General features: G+C 65.4%; 14 protein-coding genes. 9 read left to right on the forward strand and 5 right to left on the reverse strand.

What is annotated here, in order from left to right:
- Positions 1 to 334 precede the first annotated feature (334 nt).
- The 7 genes from ACVWYQ_RS33565 to ACVWYQ_RS33595 all read left to right on the forward strand — a co-directional run bounded on the left by ACVWYQ_RS33565 (position 335) and on the right by ACVWYQ_RS33595 (position 8,765).
- Entirely contained in the window at positions 335 to 541 is a 207-nt protein-coding gene (locus ACVWYQ_RS33565; RefSeq protein ID WP_456726992.1) for a hypothetical protein, read from the forward strand.
- An 11-nt stretch (positions 542 to 552) separates the two neighbouring features.
- Positions 553 to 642 (forward strand): K(+)-transporting ATPase subunit F, encoded by a 90-nt coding sequence (locus ACVWYQ_RS33570; RefSeq protein WP_035698142.1) that lies wholly within the window; start codon positions 553 to 555, stop codon positions 640 to 642.
- A 113-nt stretch (positions 643 to 755) separates the two neighbouring features.
- Complete coding sequence (gene kdpA / locus ACVWYQ_RS33575; RefSeq protein WP_456726993.1) at positions 756 to 2,459, forward strand: potassium-transporting ATPase subunit KdpA; 1,704 nt, start codon at positions 756 to 758, stop codon at positions 2,457 to 2,459.
- Between the two features lie 23 nt (positions 2,460 to 2,482).
- The gene (gene kdpB, locus ACVWYQ_RS33580; protein WP_275508596.1) at positions 2,483 to 4,600 is read left to right on the forward strand and encodes a potassium-transporting ATPase subunit KdpB; all 2,118 of its coding nucleotides are present in this window, start codon (positions 2,483 to 2,485) and stop codon (positions 4,598 to 4,600) included.
- A gap of 109 nt (positions 4,601 to 4,709) precedes the next feature.
- Positions 4,710 to 5,315 carry a K(+)-transporting ATPase subunit C gene (locus ACVWYQ_RS33585; RefSeq protein WP_456726994.1) on the forward strand — a complete coding sequence of 202 codons (606 nt, stop codon included), beginning with the start codon at positions 4,710 to 4,712 and terminating at the stop codon, positions 5,313 to 5,315.
- A gap of 40 nt (positions 5,316 to 5,355) precedes the next feature.
- Entirely contained in the window at positions 5,356 to 8,079 is a 2,724-nt protein-coding gene (locus tag ACVWYQ_RS33590; RefSeq protein ID WP_456726995.1) for a DUF4118 domain-containing protein, read from the forward strand.
- Complete coding sequence (locus ACVWYQ_RS33595; RefSeq protein ID WP_271542004.1) at positions 8,076 to 8,765, forward strand: response regulator; 690 nt, start codon at positions 8,076 to 8,078, stop codon at positions 8,763 to 8,765. The genes ACVWYQ_RS33590 and ACVWYQ_RS33595 overlap by 4 nt, the downstream gene beginning before the upstream one ends.
- A 120-nt stretch (positions 8,766 to 8,885) precedes the next feature.
- Here the strand turns inward: ACVWYQ_RS33595 and ku are convergent, their stop codons facing one another.
- Entirely contained in the window at positions 8,886 to 9,770 is an 885-nt protein-coding gene (gene ku / locus ACVWYQ_RS33600) for a non-homologous end joining protein Ku (protein ID WP_157281790.1), read from the reverse strand.
- A gap of 118 nt (positions 9,771 to 9,888) precedes the next feature.
- On the opposite strand from ku, the gene ligD reads away from it, so the two are divergent.
- Complete coding sequence (gene ligD / locus ACVWYQ_RS33605; RefSeq protein ID WP_404543196.1) at positions 9,889 to 12,564, forward strand: DNA ligase D; 2,676 nt, start codon at positions 9,889 to 9,891, stop codon at positions 12,562 to 12,564.
- Positions 12,565 to 12,694: 130 nt separating this feature from the next.
- Here the strand turns inward: ligD and ACVWYQ_RS33610 are convergent, their stop codons facing one another.
- Positions 12,695 to 12,859 (reverse strand): DUF3309 family protein, encoded by a 165-nt coding sequence (locus tag ACVWYQ_RS33610; protein WP_009798696.1) that lies wholly within the window; start codon positions 12,857 to 12,859, stop codon positions 12,695 to 12,697.
- Between the two features lie 180 nt (positions 12,860 to 13,039).
- On the opposite strand from ACVWYQ_RS33610, the gene ACVWYQ_RS33615 reads away from it, so the two are divergent.
- A complete protein-coding gene (locus ACVWYQ_RS33615) occupies positions 13,040 to 13,357 on the forward strand; it encodes a polyhydroxyalkanoic acid system family protein (RefSeq protein ID WP_404543194.1) in 318 nt (105 codons plus the stop codon).
- Between the two features lie 3 nt (positions 13,358 to 13,360).
- Here ACVWYQ_RS33615 and treY read toward each other — a convergent pair whose 3' ends face one another.
- The 3 genes from treY to glgX are packed head-to-tail and all read right to left on the reverse strand — an operon-like array spanning position 13,361 to position 19,975.
- Positions 13,361 to 16,147, reverse strand: a complete 2,787-nt coding sequence (treY, locus tag ACVWYQ_RS33620; protein ID WP_404543192.1) for a malto-oligosyltrehalose synthase — start codon at positions 16,145 to 16,147, stop codon at positions 13,361 to 13,363.
- Position 16,148: 1 nt separating this feature from the next.
- Positions 16,149 to 17,900, reverse strand: a complete 1,752-nt coding sequence (gene treZ / locus ACVWYQ_RS33625; RefSeq protein ID WP_404543191.1) for a malto-oligosyltrehalose trehalohydrolase — start codon at positions 17,898 to 17,900, stop codon at positions 16,149 to 16,151.
- Complete coding sequence (gene glgX, locus ACVWYQ_RS33630; protein WP_404543190.1) at positions 17,897 to 19,975, reverse strand: glycogen debranching protein GlgX; 2,079 nt, start codon at positions 19,973 to 19,975, stop codon at positions 17,897 to 17,899. Before glgX ends, treZ begins: the two co-directional genes overlap by 4 nt.
- Between the last annotated feature and the right edge of the window lie 3 nt (positions 19,976 to 19,978).

Raw genomic sequence — 19,978 nt, forward strand, 5'->3', positions numbered from 1 at the left:
AGCATTTGAAAACGAGAGAGGGATCGGGCGAGAGATATAGGGATTCCATAAGCGGCCGGGTCTTCCCGGTCAGCGGACTCGTAGCGGCAGCCCGTGCGCACGCCTCGTTCTTCGAGACGGCGCTGACGCGCCTCCTCAGGATGAGGCTCATCGGCGTCAGTGCCCGCTGAAACTATGGCCGCGCACTCCGCCCTCATCCTGAGGAGCCCGCCCCAAGCGGGCGTCTCGAAGGATGGCTGCGGGGAAGGCTCTCAGCCGCGATAGCCCTGCGCCGAGACGGGTCGGCCTTTATGAGATTCCTATAACGTCGCCACAGGTCTCATCTCGAAAACCTATGGGCACGGTGGCACTTCAGGCCGGTGAAGTTCCGGCCCGTGCCGCGCTCGATTGCAGCAAGCGGCCCGCCGGGATCCAGAGACGGGCTATCCCGGACTCGTCTCTCCTAAGGAGTATCGCCATGATGGACCTTTTGATGCTGGCGCTGGGCTTCTTCTTCTTTGCCCTCGCGATCGGCTACACCTATGCCTGCGAACGGCTGTGAGGGAGCGGACCATGATCTTCGATTATGCGCTCGCCGGCGCCGTCTCGTTCGGCCTCCTGATCTATCTCACCTATGCACTGCTGCGGCCCGAGCGGTTCTGACGCCGTGCTGCTGCTCGCAAAATTGCTTCTGGCCGAGGCTGCGCTCGTCGCGGGCCTGCTCGCGCTGCTCCTGCCGCTTTTGCGCCGGACCAAAAGCCTGAAGGGTTAATGCCATGACTGTGATCGGTTGGTTCCAGATCATTCTCTATTGCGCGATCGTGGTCGCGCTGACCAAGCCGCTCGGCTGGTACATGACGCGCGTGTTCAACGGCGAGCGCACCTTCCTGTCGCCCGTCCTGCGGCCGATCGAGGCCGGCATCTATTGGATCTCCGGCGTCGACGAGAAGCGCGAGCAGCACTGGCTGACCTACACGGTCGCGATGCTGCTGTTTCATGTCGGTGGCTTCCTCATCATCTACGGCCTGATGCGGCTGCAGGCCGTGCTGCCGTTCAATCCGGCCGGTCAGTCCGCGGTCGCCGAGGATTTGTCCTTCAACACCGCGATCTCCTTCATCACCAATACCAACTGGCAGAACTACGGCGGCGAGAGCACGCTGTCCTATCTGACCCAGATGGTCGGCCTGACGCACCAGAATTTCCTGTCGGCGGCCACCGGCATCGTGCTCGCGGTTGCCCTGATCCGCGGCTTTGCCCGCGCGTCCATGCGCACAATCGGCAACTTCTGGGTCGATGTGACCCGCTGCACGCTCTACATCCTGCTGCCGATCTGCGTCGTGTTCACGCTGTTCCTGGTCTGGCAGGGCATCCCGCAAACGCTTGGCGACTACGTCGAAGCGACCACGCTCGAAGGCGCCAGGCAGACCATCGCGGTCGGCCCGGTGGCCTCGCAGGTCGCGATCAAGATGTTAGGGACCAATGGCGGCGGCTTTTTCAATGCCAATGCCGCGCATCCCTTCGAGAATCCGACCGCGCTGTCGAACTTCGTGCAGATGCTATCGATCTTCGCGCTCGGCGCGGCGCTCACCAACGTGTTCGGCCGCATGGTCGGCAACCAACGCCAGGGCTGGGCGATCCTCGCCGTGATGGGCGTGCTGTTCGTCGCAGGCGTTGCCGTCTGCTATTGGGCGGAAGCGCAGGGCACCTCGACCATGCATGCGCTGGGCCTGACCGGCGGCAACATGGAGGGCAAGGAGGTCCGCTTCGGCATCGTCGCGTCCTCGCTGTTCGCCGTGATCACCACGGCCGCTTCCTGCGGCGCGGTCAACGCCATGCATGATAGCTTCACCGCACTCGGCGGCATGATCCCGCTGATCAACATGCAGCTCGGTGAGATCATCATCGGCGGCGTCGGCGCCGGCCTGTACGGGATGCTGCTGTTCGTCGTGCTTGCGATCTTCGTCGCAGGCCTGATGGTGGGCCGCACACCGGAATATGTCGGCAAGAAGATCGAGGCGCGCGAGGTCAAGATGGCGATGCTCGCCATTCTCGTCCTGCCGCTGATGATTCTCGGCTGGGCCGCCGTCGCTGTGGTTTATCCCGCGGCGGTGGCGTCGATGGCGAATGCCGGACCGCACGGCTTCACCGAAGTGCTGTACGCCTTCACGTCGGGGGCGGCCAACAACGGCTCGGCCTTCGCGGGCCTCACCGGCAACACGTTGTTCTACAATCTCACGCTCGCCAGCGCGATGTTCGTCGGTCGCTTCTTCATGATCGTTCCGGCCATGGCGATCGCAGGCTCGCTCGCCGCGAAGAAGTCGATCCCCCCGTCGATGGGCACCTTTCCGACCACCGGCGGCCTGTTCGTCGGCCTCGTCGTTGGCGTCATCCTGATCATGGGCGGCCTGACCTTCTTCCCGGCGCTCGCACTCGGTCCCATCGTCGAGCATCTCGCGATGAACGCCGGCAACGTCTTCTGATCTCGCTTTTCGGAGTGACCTCCATGGAACCTGTCCACAAATCCAACAAGCGCATGCCGGTCTCGGCGATGCTGGATCCCAAGATCGTGATGCCGGCGATCGGCGCTGCCTTCACCAAGCTCGATCCGCGCGCCATGATCAAGAACCCCGTGATGTTCGTGGTCGAGATCGTGGCCGCGCTCACCACCGTGATCTTCCTGCGCGACCTCGTCACCGGCGGAGAAAACCTCGGCTTCACCTTCCAGATCATCCTCTGGCTGTGGTTCACCGTGCTGTTCGCCAATCTCGCCGAAGCCGTCGCCGAGGGCCGTGGCAAGGCGCAGGCCGAGACGCTGCGCAAGACCCGCACCGAGAGCCAGGCCAAGCTCCTGAGCGGCGCGGGCCGCGACTACAAGCTCGTGTCGGGCACGAGCCTGAAGGTCGGCGATCTCGTGCTGGTCGAGGCGGGCGACACCATCCCCTCGGACGGCGAGGTGGTCGAGGGCGTCGCCTCCGTCAACGAGGCCGCCATCACCGGCGAGTCCGCGCCCGTGATCCGCGAATCCGGCGGCGACCGTTCGGCGGTGACGGGCGGGACGCAGGTGCTGTCGGACTGGATCCGGGTGCGCATCACCGCCGCGCAGGGATCGACCTTCATCGACCGCATGATCAAGCTGGTCGAGGGCGCCGAGCGGCAGAAGACGCCGAACGAGATCGCGCTCAACATCCTGCTCGCCGGCCTCACCATCATCTTCGTGTTCGCCACCGTGACGATCCCGAGCTACGCCGCCTATGCCGGCGGCTCGATCTCGGTGGTCGTGCTGGTGGCTCTGTTCGTGACGCTGATCCCGACCACGATCGGCGCGCTGTTGTCCGCCATCGGCATCGCCGGCATGGACCGCCTGGTGCGCTTCAATGTGCTGGCGATGTCGGGCCGCGCGGTCGAGGCCGCCGGCGACGTCGACACGCTGCTGCTCGACAAGACCGGCACCATCACGCTCGGCAACCGGCAGGCGACCGCCTTCCGTCCCGTGCGCGGCGTCACGGAGCAGGAGCTGGCGGATGCCGCCCAGCTCGCCTCGCTCGCGGACGAGACGCCGGAAGGCCGCTCCATTGTCGTGCTGGCCAAGGAGAAGTACGGCATCCGCGGCCGCGACATGGCCGAATTGGGTGCGACCTTCGTTCCGTTCACGGCGCAGACCCGCATGAGCGGCGTCGATGCGGGCGGCTCGTCGGTGCGCAAGGGCGCGGTCGATGCGATGCTGAACTATGTCGGCCGCGGTGCACCGCTGGCGGTTGCCTCGGGCAGCACCGCGCGTGCCCTTCAGCCCGGCGGGCTCTCTGAGGTTGGCCGCGAGATCCAGACCATCGCCGATGAGATATCGAAGGCCGGCGGCACACCGCTGGCGGTCGCCAGGGACGGCAAGTTGCTCGGCATCGTCCAGCTCAAGGACATCGTCAAGGGCGGTATCCGCGAGCGCTTCGCCGAACTCCGCCGCATGGGCATCCGCACCATCATGATCACCGGCGACAACCCGATGACGGCGGCCGCCATCGCCGCGGAAGCCGGCGTCGACGACTTCCTGGCGCAGGCAACGCCCGAGGACAAGCTCAAGCTGATCCGTGACGAGCAGGCCAAGGGCAAGCTGGTGGCGATGTGCGGCGACGGCACCAACGACGCCCCGGCGCTCGCCCAGGCCGATGTCGGCGTCGCCATGAATACCGGCACTCAGGCCGCCCGCGAGGCCGGCAACATGGTCGATCTCGACTCCAACCCGACCAAGCTGATCGAGGTGGTGGAGATCGGCAAGCAGCTCCTGATGACGCGCGGTGCGCTGACCACGTTCTCGATCGCCAACGACGTCGCCAAGTACTTTGCGATCATCCCGGCGATGTTCCTGGCGTTCTACCCTCAGCTCAACGTCCTCAACGTCATGAACCTGTCGAGCCCGCAAAGTGCCATCCTGTCGGCCATCATCTTCAACGCGCTCGTCATCATCGCGCTGATTCCGCTGGCGCTGAAGGGCGTCGCCTATCGCGCCGTCGGTGCCGGCGCGCTGCTCCGCCGCAACCTCCTGATCTACGGCCTCGGCGGCATCGTCATTCCCTTCATCGGCATCAAGGCGATCGACCTCGCGGTGACCGCCTTGCACCTGGCGTAACCGGTCATTGCGAGGAGCTCTTGCGACGAAGCAATCCAGACTGCCTCCGTGGAAAGACCCTGGATTGCTTCGCTTCGCTCGCAATGACGGAAGACATTGGAGACCCAACATGCTCAGAGAAATCCGCCCTGCCATCGTCCTCTTGCTGGCGCTCACCGCCATCACGGGCCTTGCCTATCCGCTCGCCATGACCGGCATTGCCGGCGCGCTGTTTCCCGTGCAGGCGCAAGGCAGCCTGATCGAGAAAGACGGCAAGGTGATCGGCTCCGCCCTGATCGGGCAGGAGTTCAAGGACGACAAGTACTTCCACGGCCGCCCCTCGGCGACGCTGGCGCCGGACCCGAACGATTCGACCAAGACGGTGCCCGCGCCCTACAACGCCGCCAATTCGGGCGGCTCCAATCTCGGTCCGACCAGCAAGGCGCTGGCCGACCGGCTGAAGGAGGATGTGGCCAAGCTCAGGGCCGAGAATCCGAACGCCCCCGTGCCGGTCGACCTGGTGACGACTTCGGCCAGCGGCCTCGACCCGAACATCTCGCCGGAAGCGGCGCAATTCCAGGTGCCGCGCGTGGCGAAGGCGCGCAATCTGCCCGAGGATCAGGTCAAGCAGCTCGTGACCGCCAGCACCGAAGGCCGCCTGCTCGGCCTGCTCGGCGAGCCCCGGGTTAACGTTCTGGCCTTGAATCTCGCGCTCGATCGCATGGCCGCGAAGTAGCGGTCTAGGCTCGCAGTGGACGGGTGATTATACTGGCAAGATGGTCCGAGAGCGTCGCGATCCCGAACAACGTCCGTCACCGGAGGCCCTGCTGGAAGCGGCGCGCCGGGAGGAGGGGGCGAGCGGCAGGCTGAAGATCTTCGTCGGCGCCGCTCCCGGCGTCGGCAAGACCTATGAGATGCTGCAAAGCGCCCAGGCCAAGCGCAAGGCCGGCATCGATGTCGTGGTCGGCTTCGTCGAGACCCATGGCCGCGCCGAGACCGAGGCGCTGGTGCGCGGCCTCGAAGTGGTGCCGCGCAAGCGGCTGGACTACCGCGGCCAGATCGTCGAAGAGATGGACCTCGACGCGGTGATCGCGCGGCGGCCGCAGATCGCGCTGGTCGACGAGCTCGCCCACACCAATGCGTCCGGAAGCCGCCATCCCAAGCGCTATCTCGACGTCGAGGAGCTGCTCTCGCATGGCATCGACGTCTATACCGCCGTCAACATCCAGCACATCGAGAGCCTGAACGATGTCGTTGCCCAGATCACCCATGTCCGGGTGCGCGAGACCGTACCGGATTCGGTGTTCGACCGAGCCGACGCGATCGAGCTGATCGACCTCACGCCAGACGACCTGATCCAGCGCCTGAAGGAGGGCAAGGTCTATGTGCCCAAGCAGGCCGAGCGGGCGCTGGAGCATTATTTCTCGCCGGGCAATCTCACGGCGCTGCGCGAGCTCGCACTGCGGCGCACCGCCGAGCGGGTCGACGAGCAGCTGCTCAACCACATGCAGGCGAATGCGATTCCGGGGCCCTGGGCGGCGGGCGAGCGCATCCTGGTCTGCGTCAGCGAGGACCCGCGCGCGGCCGGCCTCGTGCGCTACACCAAGCGATTGGCTGACCGGCTGCATGCGCCGTTCACCGCGATTTCGATCGAGACGCGGCGATCGCTGCAATTGTCCGACGAGGAGCGGGATCGGCTGGCCGACACGCTGCGGCTTGCGGAATCGCTCGGCGGCGAGGCGCTGACCATTCCCGCCGTCGGCCGCCGCATCGCGGACGATCTCATCGGTTTCGCGCAGGGCAACAACGTCACCCAGATCGTGATCGGCAAGTCGACGCGCTCGCGCTGGTTCGAGATGACGCGCGGCTCGGTCGTGCACGATCTGGTGCGCCGCGCGGGCAATATCAGCGTTCACGTCATCCCCGGGAACGAGCTTTCCGAAGAGGCCGCGCCCAAGATGGCGGTGCAGACCGCCGCACGATCCGAGCCGTTCGATTCCTTGCCTTTTCTCAAGGCGCTTGGGATCGTGCTTGTGGGTCTCGGCGCTGCCAAGCTGATCCAGCCCTATTTCGGCATCGAGAACGTCGATCTCGTGCTGCTGACCTCGGTCGTCGCGGTTGCCGTGCGCTACGGCCTGTGGCCCTCGCTGCTGGCCACGGTGGCGGCCTCGCTCTGCTACAATTTCTTCTTCATCCCGCCGATCTACACCTTCACGATCACCGACCCGACCAATGTCGCCGCTTTCGTGCTGTTCATGGTGGTGGCGATGATCGTCTCCAATGTCGCGGCGCGCGTGCGCATCCAGGCCGACACCGCGATCGGCCGGATCAGGATGACCGAGCAACTCTATGCCTTCAGCCGCAAGCTGGCCGGCACGGCCACGCTCGACGACGTCTTGTGGGCGAGTGCCTACCAGACCGCATTGATGCTGAAGGTCCGCGTGGTGCTGCTGTTGCCGGATGAAGGCCTGCTGACGGTGAAATCAGGCTATCCACCCGAAGACGAGCTCGACCAGGCCGATCTTGCCGCCGCCAATTGGGCCTGGAGCAACGATCGCCCGGCCGGCCGCGGCTCGGACACGTTGCCGGGCGCAAAACGGCTGTTTTTGCCGATGCGCACCGGCCGAGGGCCGATCGGTGTGATCGGCATCGACAACGATCGCACCGGCCCGCTGCTGACGCCGGACCAGCGGCGGCTGCTCGATGCGCTGGTCGACCAGGGCGCGCTCGCGATCGAGCGTGTGCTGCTGGTCGAGGACATGGACCGCGTCAAGCGCACCGTCGAATCTGAGCGGCTGCGCTCGGCGCTGCTCACCTCGATCTCGCACGATTTGAAGACGCCGCTCGCCTCGGTGTTAGGGGCGGCCTCCACCATGCGCGATCTCGCCGGCGCGCTCTCGGACACCGAGAAGCGCGATTTGCTCGCCACCGTGATCGACGAATCCGAGCGGCTCAACCGCTTCATCGCCAATCTGCTGGACATGACCAAGCTCGAATCCGGCGCCATCGTGCCCAACACAGCGCTGCACGATCTCAGCGAGATCGTCGGCAGCGCGCTCCGGCGCGCCAGCAAGATCCTCAGCCGCCACAAGGTCGAGCTGGTGCTGGCCGCCGAGCTGCCGATGCTCCAGCTCGACGCCGTGCTGTTCGAGCAGGTGCTGTTCAACCTGCTTGACAACGCCGCGAAATACGCGCCCCCCGAAACCACGATCTCGATCCGCGGCCGGCGCGACAGCGCTCATGTCGTGCTCGAGGTCGCCGACGAGGGCGCCGGCATTCCACCGGACGAGCTCGAGAGCGTGTTCGACAAGTTCTATCGCGTGCAGAAGGGCGATCACGTCCGTCCCGGCACCGGGCTCGGGCTTGCCATCTCCCGCGGCTTCGTCGAGGCGATGCGCGGCACGATCTCCGCCGCCAATCGCAGCGAGCGGAGCGGCGCGGTCCTCACCATTCGCCTGCCGGTTCCGGCAGAGAGCCACGCATTGGATACCGCCGCATGAGCGCTGCTCCGATCAAGGTCCTGGTCATCGACGACGAGCCGCCGATCCGCAAATTGCTGCGGATGGGGCTGACGACCCAGGGCTACGAAATCCTGGAAGCGCCGAACGGCAAGACGGCGCTGCAGAAACTTGGCGAGGAGCCGGCGCTGATCATCCTCGATCTCGGCCTGCCCGACGTTCAAGGCCATGAGCTGCTCCGCACCATCCGCGCCCGCAACGACGGCGTGCCGATCGTGGTGCTGTCGAGCCGCGGCGACGAAGCCGGCAAGGTCCAGGCGCTCGATCTCGGCGCCGACGATTATCTCACCAAGCCGTTCGGCATGGAGGAGCTGCTGGCGCGCCTGCGCGCCGCGCTGCGCCACCAGCTTCAGGTCAAGGGCGAGCGCCCGGTGTTCCGCACCGGCGATCTCTCGGTCGATCTCGTTCGCCGCATCGTCAAGGCCGGGGATCGCGAGGTGAAGCTCTCGCCGAAGGAATACGACCTGTTGCGGGTGCTGGTGCAGCACGCCGGCAAGGTGCTCACCCACCGCTTCCTGCTGAAGGAGCTGTGGGACGAATTGACCGACGCGCAATATCTGCGCGTCTATGTCCGCCAGCTTCGCCAGAAGATCGAAGCCGATCCGGAACGGCCGCAATACGTGCTGACGGAGACCGGGATCGGGTATCGGCTCAAGGCGGGGGAATAGACCCCGGCTGTCATTCCGGGACGCGCCCGTTGGCGCGGGCCCGGAATCCATTTCTCTGCCCGTCGCGCTTGGCACGATGGATTCCGGGCTCGATGCTTCGCATCGCCCCGGAATGACGAACTAACCCGCCTTCCTGTGCCTTGCCGTCGACCGGTGCGCCTTCTTCGCGCTGCGGTGCCGTCCGGTCGCGCGGCGCGCATGGGACTTCGCCGCCGTCTTCTTCCCGCCGCGTCCCTTCAGGCTCTGCTTCAGTGCGTCCATCAGGCTGACGACGTTGCTCGGCCGCTCCTCGGGCTCGGGCAGCTCGATCTTCTTGCCGCTGGCCTTGCGCTTCACCAGGGCCTTCAGCGCGTCCTCGTATTCGTCCTTGAACTTGCTGGGATCGAAATGCGCCGCCTTGGTCTGCAGGATGTGACCGGCGAGCTCGACCATGTCCTTGGTGATCTTCGGGCTCTTGATGTCGTCGAAGAACTGGTCCTCCTCGCGCAGCTCGTAAGGGAAACGCAGCGTGGTGCCGAGCAGGCCCTTGCCGCGCGGCTCGATCGCCATGACGTGCTCGCGATTGGTCAGAACGATCTTGGCGAGCGCCACGCGCTCCTGGTCCTTCATCGCGTCGCGGATCACCGCGAACGCATCGACCGCCGCCTTGCCGTCGGGCGCGATGTAATAGGGATGGTTGAGATAGCGCTGGTCGATCTCCTCGCGTGGCACGAAGCTCTCGATATCGATGGTGTGATTGCTCTCGATCTGGACCGCCTCGAGCTCCTCCGGCTCGATCTCGACATACTTGCCCTTGCGCACTTCGTAGCCGCGGCCCTTCTGCTCGCTCTCGACGACGTCGCCGGTCTCGGAATCGATCATCTGCTGCTTGAGCCGGTTCCCGGTCTCGCGGTTGATCAGGTGAAATCGCGTCTTCTCGGCCGCGGTGGTCGCCGGATAAAGCACGACCGGGCAACTGACCAGCGACAGCTTCAACGTTCCCTTCCAATAGGCGCGCGGGGCCATTCCATTCTCCAGCGTTTTCAAGGCGTTTTGGAACCCCAACCGCCCCATGGGGTTTTGGTTCCGGGCGGGACTTTCGCCGTGATAGGCTTCAAGTGCCGAACGAGAAGCGGGACCGGACGTGCTGCAGAAACTCTCCACCTACCGACAGAAGCGGGACTTCGAGAAAACGCCGGAGCCATCGGGCAAGACCGCCGTGGCGCCATCGAAACAGCGGCGCTTCGTCATCCAGAAGCATGATGCGACCCGGCTGCACTACGACCTCCGGCTCGAATTCGACGGCGTGTTCAAGTCCTGGGCGGTGACGAAGGGGCCTTCGCTCGATCCCCACGACAAGCGGCTTGCAGTCGAAGTCGAGGACCATCCGCTCGATTACGGCGATTTCGAAGGCACGATCCCCGAAGGCCAGTACGGCGGCGGCACCGTGATGTTGTGGGACCGCGGCACCTGGGAATCGGACGATCCGGAAGCCGGCTTCAAGAAAGGCGATCTGAAGTTCACGCTCCACGGAGACAAGCTGCAGGGAAGCTGGGTGCTGGTGCGGATGCGAAACCGTGGCGGCGAGAAGCGGACCAACTGGCTCTTGATCAAGCATCGTGACGAGTATGTCCGCGAAGGCGCGGACAACGATATTCTCGAGCAGGACAAGTCCGTCGCCTCGGGCCGGGCGATGGAACAGATCGCGGAGGGAAAGGGCCGCGCGCCGAAGCCGTTCATGCTGGCGAAGGGGACCAAGGGCAAGGCCGACGCGGTCTGGCAGTCCAATCGTGCCGAGGAGACCAAAGGGCGGACGGTGAAGCCGGCGCCGCGCACCGCGTTGAAAGCCGGCAAAGCGGCGAAGAAAACTGCCACGACCGCGGCGAGGGCCAAGACGGTGTCAGAGATGCCGGATTTCGTTGCGCCGCAGCTCTGCACGCTGGTCGAGCGGCCGCCCGGAGACGAGGGCTGGTGCCACGAGATCAAGTTCGACGGCTATCGCGTCCAGCTCCGGGTCGAGGACGGCGAGGCGACGCTGAAGACGCGCAAGGGCCTCGACTGGACCAGCAAATTCGCCTCCATCGCCGAGGAAGCCGCCGCGCTGCCGGACGTGATGATCGACGGCGAGATCGTCGCGCTCGACCACAACGGTGCGCCGAACTTCTCCTCGCTGCAAGCTGCGCTGTCCGATGGCAAGACCGACGACCTGATCTTCTTCGCCTTCGATCTGCTCTTCGCGGAAGGGCAGGACTACCGTCGGCTGCCGCTTGGGGAGCGCAAGGCGCAGCTCAAGAAGCTGCTGGAATCGCGCAAGCGGAAATCGAGCCAGCTCCGCTATGTCGAGCATTTCGAGAGCGGCGGCGATGCCGTGCTGCAATCGGCCTGCAAGCTCGAGCTCGAAGGCGTGGTGTCGAAGAAGCTGAATGCGCCGTATCGTTCGGGGCGCACCGAGAGCTGGGTCAAGTCGAAATGCCGCGCCGGCCACGAGGTGGTGATCGGCGGCTACAAGACCACCAACGGCAAATTCCGCTCTCTGATGGCCGGCGTGCAGCGCGGCGATCATCTCGCCTTCGTCGGCATGGTCGGCACCGGCTTTGGCGCTGACAAGGTCAAGCGCATCATGCCGGCGCTGAAGGCGATTGAGAGCAAGGAAAGCCCGTTCGGCGGCAAGAATGCGCCGAAGAAGACGCGGGACGTGCACTGGCTGAAGCCGGAGCTCGTCGCCGAGATCGAATTCGCGGGCTTCACGGCCGACGGCAATATTCGCCAGGCGGCGTTCAAGGGCCTGCGGCAGGACAAGCCGGCCAAGGAGGTCGAGGCGGAGACGCCCGTCGACACCGAGCTCGCCGAGCCCAAAACCAGGAAGCCAGCGCGCGCGAAGGCGAGCGGGCGAGTGAAGCAGACCGCTCAAAATGCCGAGGTCATGGGCGTCGTCATCTCCAAGCCGGACAAGCCGCTCTGGCCGGATGACGGCGATGGTGGCGCCGTCACCAAGCTGGACCTTGCCCGCTACCTCGAAGCCGTCGGCGAATGGATGATCGTGCATCTCAAGGGCCGGCCGTGCTCGCTGATCCGCGCGCCTGATGGCATCAAGGGCGAATGCTTCTTCCAGCGCCATGCGATGCAGGGCACGTCGAACCTTCTTGAGCTTGCGCGGGTCTCCGGCGACCGCAAGCCGTATCTTCAGATCGACCGGATCGAAGGGCTCGCCGCGGTGGCGCAGATCGGCGGCGTCGAGCTGCATCCCTGGAACTGCGCGCCCTATGCCTATGACACCCCGGGCCGCCTGGTGTTCGATCTCGACCCCGCCCCCGACGTGGACTTTCCCGAGGTGGTCGAGGCGGCGAAGGAGATGCGGCAGCGGCTCGCCGATATCGGCATGGACAGCTTCTGCAAGACCACCGGCGGCAAGGGCCTTCACGTCGTGGTGCCGCTGCTCCATGGCGCGCGCGACAAGGTGAGCTGGAAGGAAGCCAAGGCCTTTGCGCAAGGCGTCTGCCAGTGGATGGCGGACGACGATCCCGAACGCTATCTGCTCAACATGTCGAAGAAGCTGCGCAAGGGAAAGATCTTCCTGGATTATCTGCGCAACGACCGCATGTCGACGGCGGTGGCTCCGCTGTCGCCGCGAGCGCGCGCCGGCGCAACCGTGTCGATGCCGGTCACCTGGGCGCAGGTGAAGAGCGACCTCGATCCCAAGCGCTATACGCTGCGCACCGTGCCGGCCCTGCTGGCGCGATCGAAAGCGTGGGAGGGTTACGACGATGCCGCCGTGTCGATCAAGGCCGCGATCAAGAAGCTGGCGGGGAAGGTGAAGTAGGTCTGCCGCTGTTGCGGCGAAGGCGGGTGTCGTAGGGTGGGCAAAGCGGAGCGTGCCCACCACCTTGTTTCGTTCGAGCGAAGTGGTGGGCTTGGCGTGTTGCGCCTTAGCCCACCCTACGGAGCCAGTACTAGATCCTTCCCATCAGGATCAGGATCAGCAGAATGACGATGACAAGCCCGAGGCCGCCGCCGCCGTAATAGCCGGTGCCATAGAACGGCCCGCCGCCGATGCCGCTGAAGCCGCCGAGCAGGGCGATGATCAAGATGATCAGAATGATCGTGCCGATTGACATACGAATCTCCTCCAGCCCTTCGTAAGAAGGGTCATTGCAAACCTGTCCCGTTGTGCGGGAGCAACTTGCCGTAGGTTGTAAAGTTCCGGCCTTGAAACACAGCCGGGGGATCAACTTGCATGGAACCTTTGTTGGTCGACCCGGCATGATTATGTGACGTCAGTCAGAAGAGGCAGGACCATGTCAGCACCGCTCGTCGTCTCGATTCCGCATCGTCTCGGCCGCGAAGAAGCGGTGCGCCGGCTCAAGACGGGGCTTGGCCGCGCCGCGGCGAGCCTTCCCGTGATGCAGGTCGAGGAGGAACGCTGGAGCGGCGACACTCTGGCCTTCCGCATCCGCGCGCTCGGCCAAGTCGCGACGGGGCAGATCGATGTCGGCGACGATCAGGTCCGGGTCGAGGTGGTGCTGCCCTGGCTGCTGCAGCGCTTCGCCGAGATGGCGCAGGCCACGATCAGGAAGCGCGGCCAATTGCTGCTGACCAAAGACGGGGAGAAGTAACTTTCAGGCGCGCACGCGTTGCCGCGGCGCCCTGACAGCATTCGCCGTTCGGGCCGCGATGACCAAGGCAGGACAGTCACGGAAGGCCTGCGCGAGCGGCAAGTCGTTGCCGGCAAGGCCGGGCACGGCATAGCCCGTGATGTCGATGGTGGCGTCCATAGCTTCGGGTGCGGGCCATTCCCGGCCCGCTTGGCTGAAAGGCGCGAAATGACGCCCGACAACGACGATCGCGGCGGCGCGGCCATGACGACGCGCGAAGGCGATGACATGGTCGGCATGGGCGCCCCGTACCTCAAGCGGCTGGTAGTCGCCCTGCGCGAAGACGTCGGCCAGCTCGTTGCGCAGCTTGAGCAGATGCCGCGTCCAGGCCAGCTTGAGCTTGCCGTCCGGCCAGCTCTTGATCAGGTCGCTCCAGTCCGGCGCTTCCAGTGATGGCAGCGCCGCGTGGCGCGCGGCGAAGTCCACCGGGCGGCGGTTGTCGGGATCGACCAGAGACAGGTCCCAGAATTCGGTGCCTTGATAGAAGTCCGGCACGCCCGGCAGCGTCGCCTTGAGCGTGAGCTGGCTCAGCGAGTTCAGCGTGCCGAGCAGCGAGACGCGGCGCGCCAGCGTCTGCAAGGCCTGAAGGAATTCCGCGGACTGGTCGGGGTCGAGGATCTTCGCGATGAAGTCGCGGATGCCGTTCTCATAGGCTTCATGCGGGTTGAGCCAGCTCGTCTCCTCCTTGCCCTCGCGCGCGGCCTTGAGAGCATAGGCCTGGATGCGCTCGATGAAGGCGGCATCGGCCGGCGCTTGAACCGGCCAGACACCGAGCAGGGTCTGGTAGAGCATGTATTCGAACGTTGCCGACGGCGCGCGGAAATTGCCGTGCAGCGTGAGGTGCGGGGCGTTCAGCACCTTCCAGCGCGCCACCGCGCTGGTCCATTCACCGGGAATCTCGCTGAGCGATGCGATGCGCGTGCGCGCATCCTCGCCACGCTTGGTGTCGTGGGTGGCGGTTGCGGTCATGCCTTGCGGCCATTCCCTGGCGCGGCCCTGCATGGCCTGATGGAAGGCGGGAATGCTGAGGCCGGTGCTGGCGGGGTCGCCGCCGACCTCGTTCAGCGCCAGCAGCCGGTGGAATTGATAGAACGCGGTGTCCTCCAGCGACTTTGCCATCATCGGGCCGGTGAATTGCTGCACCTTCAGCGCGAAGCGGCGCACGCGCGGGGCGCTGTGCGGCGGACGGCCCGGCTTGAGCAAGTCCATGGTCAAGGCATCGCGCAGGAAGTCGAAAATGCCTTCGTCGGCGGCGAACCAGTCGCGGCGAGCGCGCGCGATGGTGTCGTCGATCAGCTTGCGGTCCGACGCGGTGGGACCGCTGTGCGTCAGGTAGGTGCGATAGACCGGGAAATGCAGCACATAGAGCTCGAGCGCTTGCCGCAGGCTGTCGGCCGAGAAGTCCCGCGTCGAATAATGGCCGTTGGCGATGCGCGCAAGCAGGCGCGTCAGCACGGTGAACTCGCTGGTGAGCAGCGTCTCCAGCACGCGCCGCTTGGCGTCCTTGACGTAAGGCACAAGCCGCGGCGGCCGGTTGCTGATCTGCCGCCAGGTCTCGTCCAGCGCCTCCAGCCCCCTGGGATCGACCAGCACATGAGTGATGACATTCATCCATTCATAGCCGGTGGTGCCCTGGACGCCGGCGAAATGCGGCAGGCGTTCGTGCTCGCACAGGATCTTCTCGATCACGGTATAGAAGGGCTTTGCGTTGCCCTGCGCGTCGCGCACCAGGCGGCGCAGCCGCTGGCAATATTGGGCCGGGTCGCGCAGGCCGTCGATGTGATCGAGCCGGATTCCCTGCAATTTGCCGTCGGCGATGAGCTGCTTCACCAGCCGGTGCGTGGCGGCAAACGTGCTCGCGTCCTCGACGCGCAGGCCGGCGAGGCCGTTGACGTCGAAGAAGCGGCGATAGTTGATGTCGCTGGAAGCAAGCCGCCAGTGCCCGAGCTTGTAGTGCTGGCGCTCCAGGAGGTGATGCAGCGTCAGCGTTTGTGCCGGGCGGTCCTTGCCGGCGCGATAGGCGGCAAGGCCGCGCTTGATGACCTCAGTGGCACCTGCGATCTCCTTGAGCTCGGACTTGAAGCCGGGAGCTTCCTTGCGATTGGGGCGCCGCAACCCTGTGTAGCGGGTCGCGAGCGACAGCAGGCGCTTGCCGGGCTCCATTTCCGCCGCGTCCGCCTCCTTGACGACGATCCGCAGCATCTCGCCATAGCGCTCCGGCGCGATCGGTAAGCGGTGCTCGAAATACCAGGCGGAAAAAGTCCCTTCGGCCGGGTCGTAGCGCAGCTCGATGTCGCCGCGCTCCAGCGCCTCGCCGTAGGACGCGCCGAGGATCGGCAGCAGCACGCCGCCGCGGGCGCGGTAGGCCAGCTGGTCCCAGTCAATGTCGAAGGACGCGGCGTGCGGCGAGGCCTGGCCCCATTCCAGCACGTCGAGCCACCAGGGATTGTCGGCAAAATGCACGCCGACATGGTTGGGGACGAAATCGATGATGAGCCCGAGATCGTGCTGCTGAAGCGCCTGGCTCAGCCGCGTAAAGCCGGCCTCGCCGCCGAGCTCGGGATTGAACTGGCCGTGATCGACCGTGTCGTAGCCATGGGTCGAGCCTTTGCGGGCCTTCATCACCGGCGAGGCGTAGAGATGCGTGATGCCCAGCGCCTTGAGATAAGGAACGACCGCGGCGGCCTTGTCGAAATCGAAATCCGCGGTGAGCTGGAGCCGGTAGGTCGCGAGCGGAATGGCGGGAGGCATTCTAACCTCCGAGGCGCCAAACCACCGACCAGGGCGTGAGCCGCTCGCCGGTTCCGCCGCCCCAGATCGGCGTGCCCGCGCTGACGCTGGAGGTGATCTCGTGATCCGACAGGTTGGCGGCAAGACGCAACGTGGTGCCGTCGCCCATGCGCCAATGTGCGGTGACGAGGCCGTTGTCGGCCGCCTCGGCATCACCGAAGCTTGCGCCCTTCAGCCGCGGCACGATCTGCTTGCGACGAACGCCGAGCAACTCCCGCACCAGCGCGAGCCGCGCTTCCTGTTGCGGCGTGCGGCCGGTCCAGTCGAGCACGGCCGATTGCAGCGTTGCCGGATCGAGCGGGTCGGGCACCTCGTCACCGTATTTCTCGTAAGCCCAGGCATATTCGCGCTTGCGTCCCTTGCGCACGGCATCGGCGAGGCCGCCCTGGAAATCGCAGAAGAACGGGAAGGGGACCGTCGAGCCCCATTCCTCGCCCTGAAACAGCATCGGCACCATCGGCGCGAGCAGGGTGACCGCGAGCGCGGCCTCGATCTGCTGTGGCGATGCCAGGCTTTCCAGCCGCTCGCCCAGCGGGCGATTGCCGATCTGGTCGTGGTTTTGCAGGAAATTGACGAAGGTCGCCGGCGGCAGCTGGCCGCTCGGCTCGCCGCGCGGCTTCTTGCCCCAGAATTCCGAGATCTCGCCCTGATAGACGAAGCCGGAGGCGAGCGCGCGTGCCAGATCCATGCGCGGCGTCTGGTAATCGCCATAGTAACCGGCATGCTCACCGGTCAGCATCACGTGCCAGACGTGATGATAATCGTCGTTCCACTGCCCGCGATATTTGCCGTTCGGCGGGTCCTGCGCAGCGTCGAGCAGGCTGGCGCGGTTGTCGCCGTTCTCCAGCACGAGATGGATGTGGCGTCCCGTGGCCTTGGCAAGCTCGCCGGTGGCAACGCTGAGGTCCTGCAGCATGGACTGCTCGCCCGGGACAGCCATGATGTGGTTGGCGGCGTCCAGCCTGAGGCCGTCGAAGCGGTAGTCACCGAGCCAGGACAGCGCGTTCTCAACGGCGAAGGCTCGCACCTGCGGCACGCGATAATCGATCGCGCTGCCCCACGGCGTGTGCGCATCGGTGAAGAAGGTCGGCGCGTAACGGCCGAGGTAGTTTCCTTCCGGGCCGAAATGATTGTAGACGACGTCGAGGAACACCATCAGCCCGCGCAGATGCGCCTCGTCGATCAGCGTCTTCAGGTCTTCGGGCCGGCCATAGGCGCTGTCCGGCGCATACCACAGCACGCCGTCATAGCCCCAGCCGCGGCGTCCTGCGAAATCGGCGAGCGGCATCAATTCCAGCGCATTGATGCCGGTCGCGGCGAGGTGATCGAGCTTGTCGATCATGGCGCGATAGCTGCCTTCGGAAGTGAAGGTGCCTACATGGGTCTCGACCAGCACCGTCTCTTCCCAGGGACGGCCCCGCCAATCGCGCGCGCGCCAGACGAAGGCATCGTGATCGATCACCTCGCTCGGGCCGAACACGTCGTCGGGCTGGAAGGCCGAAGCGGGATCCGGCACGTCGATGTCGTCGTCGATCCTGAACTTGTACTTGCTGCTAGATGACAAGCCGGCGATCTCGGCGACGAACCAGCCATCCTGCCGGCGCTGCATCGCGTGCCTGCGGTCGAGCAGGAGATCGACGCGGCGCGCGGCCGGCGCCCACAGCCGGAACGACACGCCGTCCTTCGTCGGCCTCGCCCCGAAGGATGGCCTCATAGCGCGCCTGCGAAGGCGAGCACGGAGCGCGGCGGCGCCTTGCTGTCGCTCCCCGGCAGGAAGTCGATCGTATTCAGCTTGGCATCGGTCGTGTTCAGCAGCTGCTGCCAGCTCTTGTATTCGGTCATTTTGGGCAATTTGAATGCGATCTCTTCGGGAGCGGCGTTCAGTACGATAAAGATCGCAGCTCCACCCGGTTCCATCGGGCCCATCACATAGGAGAGAAACCGCCCATCCGGGAATGTCCAGTCGCTCTCCGTCATCTCGTTGCCGGCGGGAGTCAGCCACAATGCGCCGTAGGAGACGCCGTCCTTGGGCCGGCCGTCGAGCCAGCGATGGCTGCGCAGCTGTGAGAAACGGCGGCGGATGTCGGCGAGCTGGGCGACGAAGTCGATCATGTCGTCGCCGTCCTTGCCGAGATTGTCCCAGCCGACCCAGCCGACCTCGTTGTCCTGGCAATAGGCGTTGTTGTTGCCGGATTGCGAGTTGCCGACCTCGTCGCCGGCGAGGATCAGCGGAACGCCCTGGGCCAGCATCAGGCAGGCCAGCACGTTCTTGCGCAACTGGCGGCGCAGGCTGATGATCTTTGGATCGTCTGTCGGGCCCTCGACGCCGCAATTGTTGCTGTGATTGTCGTTGGAGCCGTCGCGATTGTCCTCGCCGTTGGCCTCGTTGTGCTTCTCGTTGTAGCTGAAAAGGTCGGCGAGCGTGAAGCCGTCGTGGACGGTGATGTGGTTGATGCTGGCGCGCGGCCGCCGTCCGTCGTGGTTGAACAGGTCGGAGGACGCGGTCATGCGGCTGGAAATGTCGCCGATCAGGCTGCCTTCACCGCTCCAGTAGCGGCGCATGGCGCTGCGGTAGCGGTCGTTCCATTCCGACCATTGCGAGGGAAAGGCGCCGACCTGATAGCCGCCGAGGCCGAGATCCCACGGCTCGGCGACGAGCTTGACCGAAGCCAGCACCGGGTCCTGCCGTACCGCGGTCAGGAACGAGCTGCCGCGATCGAAACCGTTCGGCCCGCGCGCCAGCGTTGTGGCGAGGTCGAAGCGGAAGCCGTCGACATGGCAGACCTCGACCCAGTAGCGCAGGGAATCCATCACCATCTGCAGCACGCGCGGATGGGTGAGGTTCACCGACGAGCCGCAGCCGGTGAAGTCGTCGTAATAGCGCGGGTTCTCGCGGTTCAGCCAATAATAGGAGGCGTTGTCGATGCCGCGATAGCACAGCGTCGGACCGAGATGATTTCCCTCGGCGGTGTGGTTGTAGACGACGTCGAGCATCACCTCGATCCCGGCGTCGTGCAGCCGCGCCACCGTGGTGCGGAAGGAATCGAGCGCGTTGTCCTGCGCGTAGCGCGGCTCGGGCGCAAAGAACGACAGCGTGTTGTAACCCCAGTAATTGGCGAGCTTCTTTTCCACCAGGATGCGGTCGTCGACGAAGCTGTGGACCGGCAGCAGCTCGACCGTGGTGACGCCGAGCTTCTTCAGGTGCTCGATCATCGCGGGCGATGACAAGCCGCCATAGGTACCGCGCAAATTCGGCGGCACGTCCTCGCGCTTCTGCGTCAGGCCCTTGACGTGGGCCTCGTAGATGATCGTGTCTTCCCAGGGAATATTCGGCCGGATCTCGCGGCGGCCCCAGTTGAAGGTCTCGTCGACCACGACGGCCTTGGGCATGCCGCGCGCATTGTCGCGCCGGTCGAACGACAGGTCCTCGCGCGGGCTTCCGGTGCGGTAGGCGAAATGCGCATCGCTCCAGACCAGGCGCCCGGCAAGCCGCTTGGCGTAGGGGTCGAGCAGCAGCTTGTTGGCGTTGAAGCGATGGCCGTGCTCGGGCTCGTAGGGGCCGTGCACGCGATAGCCGTAAAGCTGGCCCGGCGAGACGTCGTTGAGATAGCCGTGCCAGACATCCTCGGTCTTCTCCGGCAGCTCGATGCGCTCAAGCTCGCGGCGGCCTTGCGTGTCGAACAGGCAGAGCTCCACCTTCTGCGCGTTGGCGGAGAACAGCGCGAAATTGGTGCCGCGTCCGTCCCAGCTTGCGCCGAGCCGTGCGGGCGATCCGGCAGTCAGGCGCATCGA

It is taken from the genome of Bradyrhizobium sp. USDA 3397, from assembly GCF_054060965.1.

Excerpts from the sequence above, each read along its gene's own strand:
- ACVWYQ_RS33585 (WP_456726994.1), top strand. The coding sequence starts at position 4,710 with ATGCTCAGAGAAATCCGCCCTGCCATCGTCCTCTTGCTGGCGCTCACC.
- ku (WP_157281790.1), bottom strand. The coding sequence starts at position 9,770 with ATGGCCCCGCGCGCCTATTGGAAGGGAACGTTGAAGCTGTCGCTGGTC.
- kdpA (WP_456726993.1), top strand. The coding sequence starts at position 756 with ATGACTGTGATCGGTTGGTTCCAGATCATTCTCTATTGCGCGATCGTG.
- treY (WP_404543192.1), bottom strand. The coding sequence starts at position 16,147 with ATGCCTCCCGCCATTCCGCTCGCGACCTACCGGCTCCAGCTCACCGCG.
- ACVWYQ_RS33565 (WP_456726992.1), top strand. The coding sequence starts at position 335 with ATGGGCACGGTGGCACTTCAGGCCGGTGAAGTTCCGGCCCGTGCCGCG.
- ACVWYQ_RS33610 (WP_009798696.1), bottom strand. The coding sequence starts at position 12,859 with ATGTCAATCGGCACGATCATTCTGATCATCTTGATCATCGCCCTGCTC.
- ACVWYQ_RS33590 (WP_456726995.1), top strand. The coding sequence starts at position 5,356 with ATGGTCCGAGAGCGTCGCGATCCCGAACAACGTCCGTCACCGGAGGCC.
- ACVWYQ_RS33615 (WP_404543194.1), top strand. The coding sequence starts at position 13,040 with ATGTCAGCACCGCTCGTCGTCTCGATTCCGCATCGTCTCGGCCGCGAA.
- ACVWYQ_RS33595 (WP_271542004.1), top strand. The coding sequence starts at position 8,076 with ATGAGCGCTGCTCCGATCAAGGTCCTGGTCATCGACGACGAGCCGCCG.
- ACVWYQ_RS33570 (WP_035698142.1), top strand. The coding sequence starts at position 553 with ATGATCTTCGATTATGCGCTCGCCGGCGCCGTCTCGTTCGGCCTCCTG.
- glgX (WP_404543190.1), bottom strand. The coding sequence starts at position 19,975 with ATGCGCCTGACTGCCGGATCGCCCGCACGGCTCGGCGCAAGCTGGGAC.
- kdpB (WP_275508596.1), top strand. The coding sequence starts at position 2,483 with ATGGAACCTGTCCACAAATCCAACAAGCGCATGCCGGTCTCGGCGATG.
- treZ (WP_404543191.1), bottom strand. The coding sequence starts at position 17,900 with ATGAGGCCATCCTTCGGGGCGAGGCCGACGAAGGACGGCGTGTCGTTC.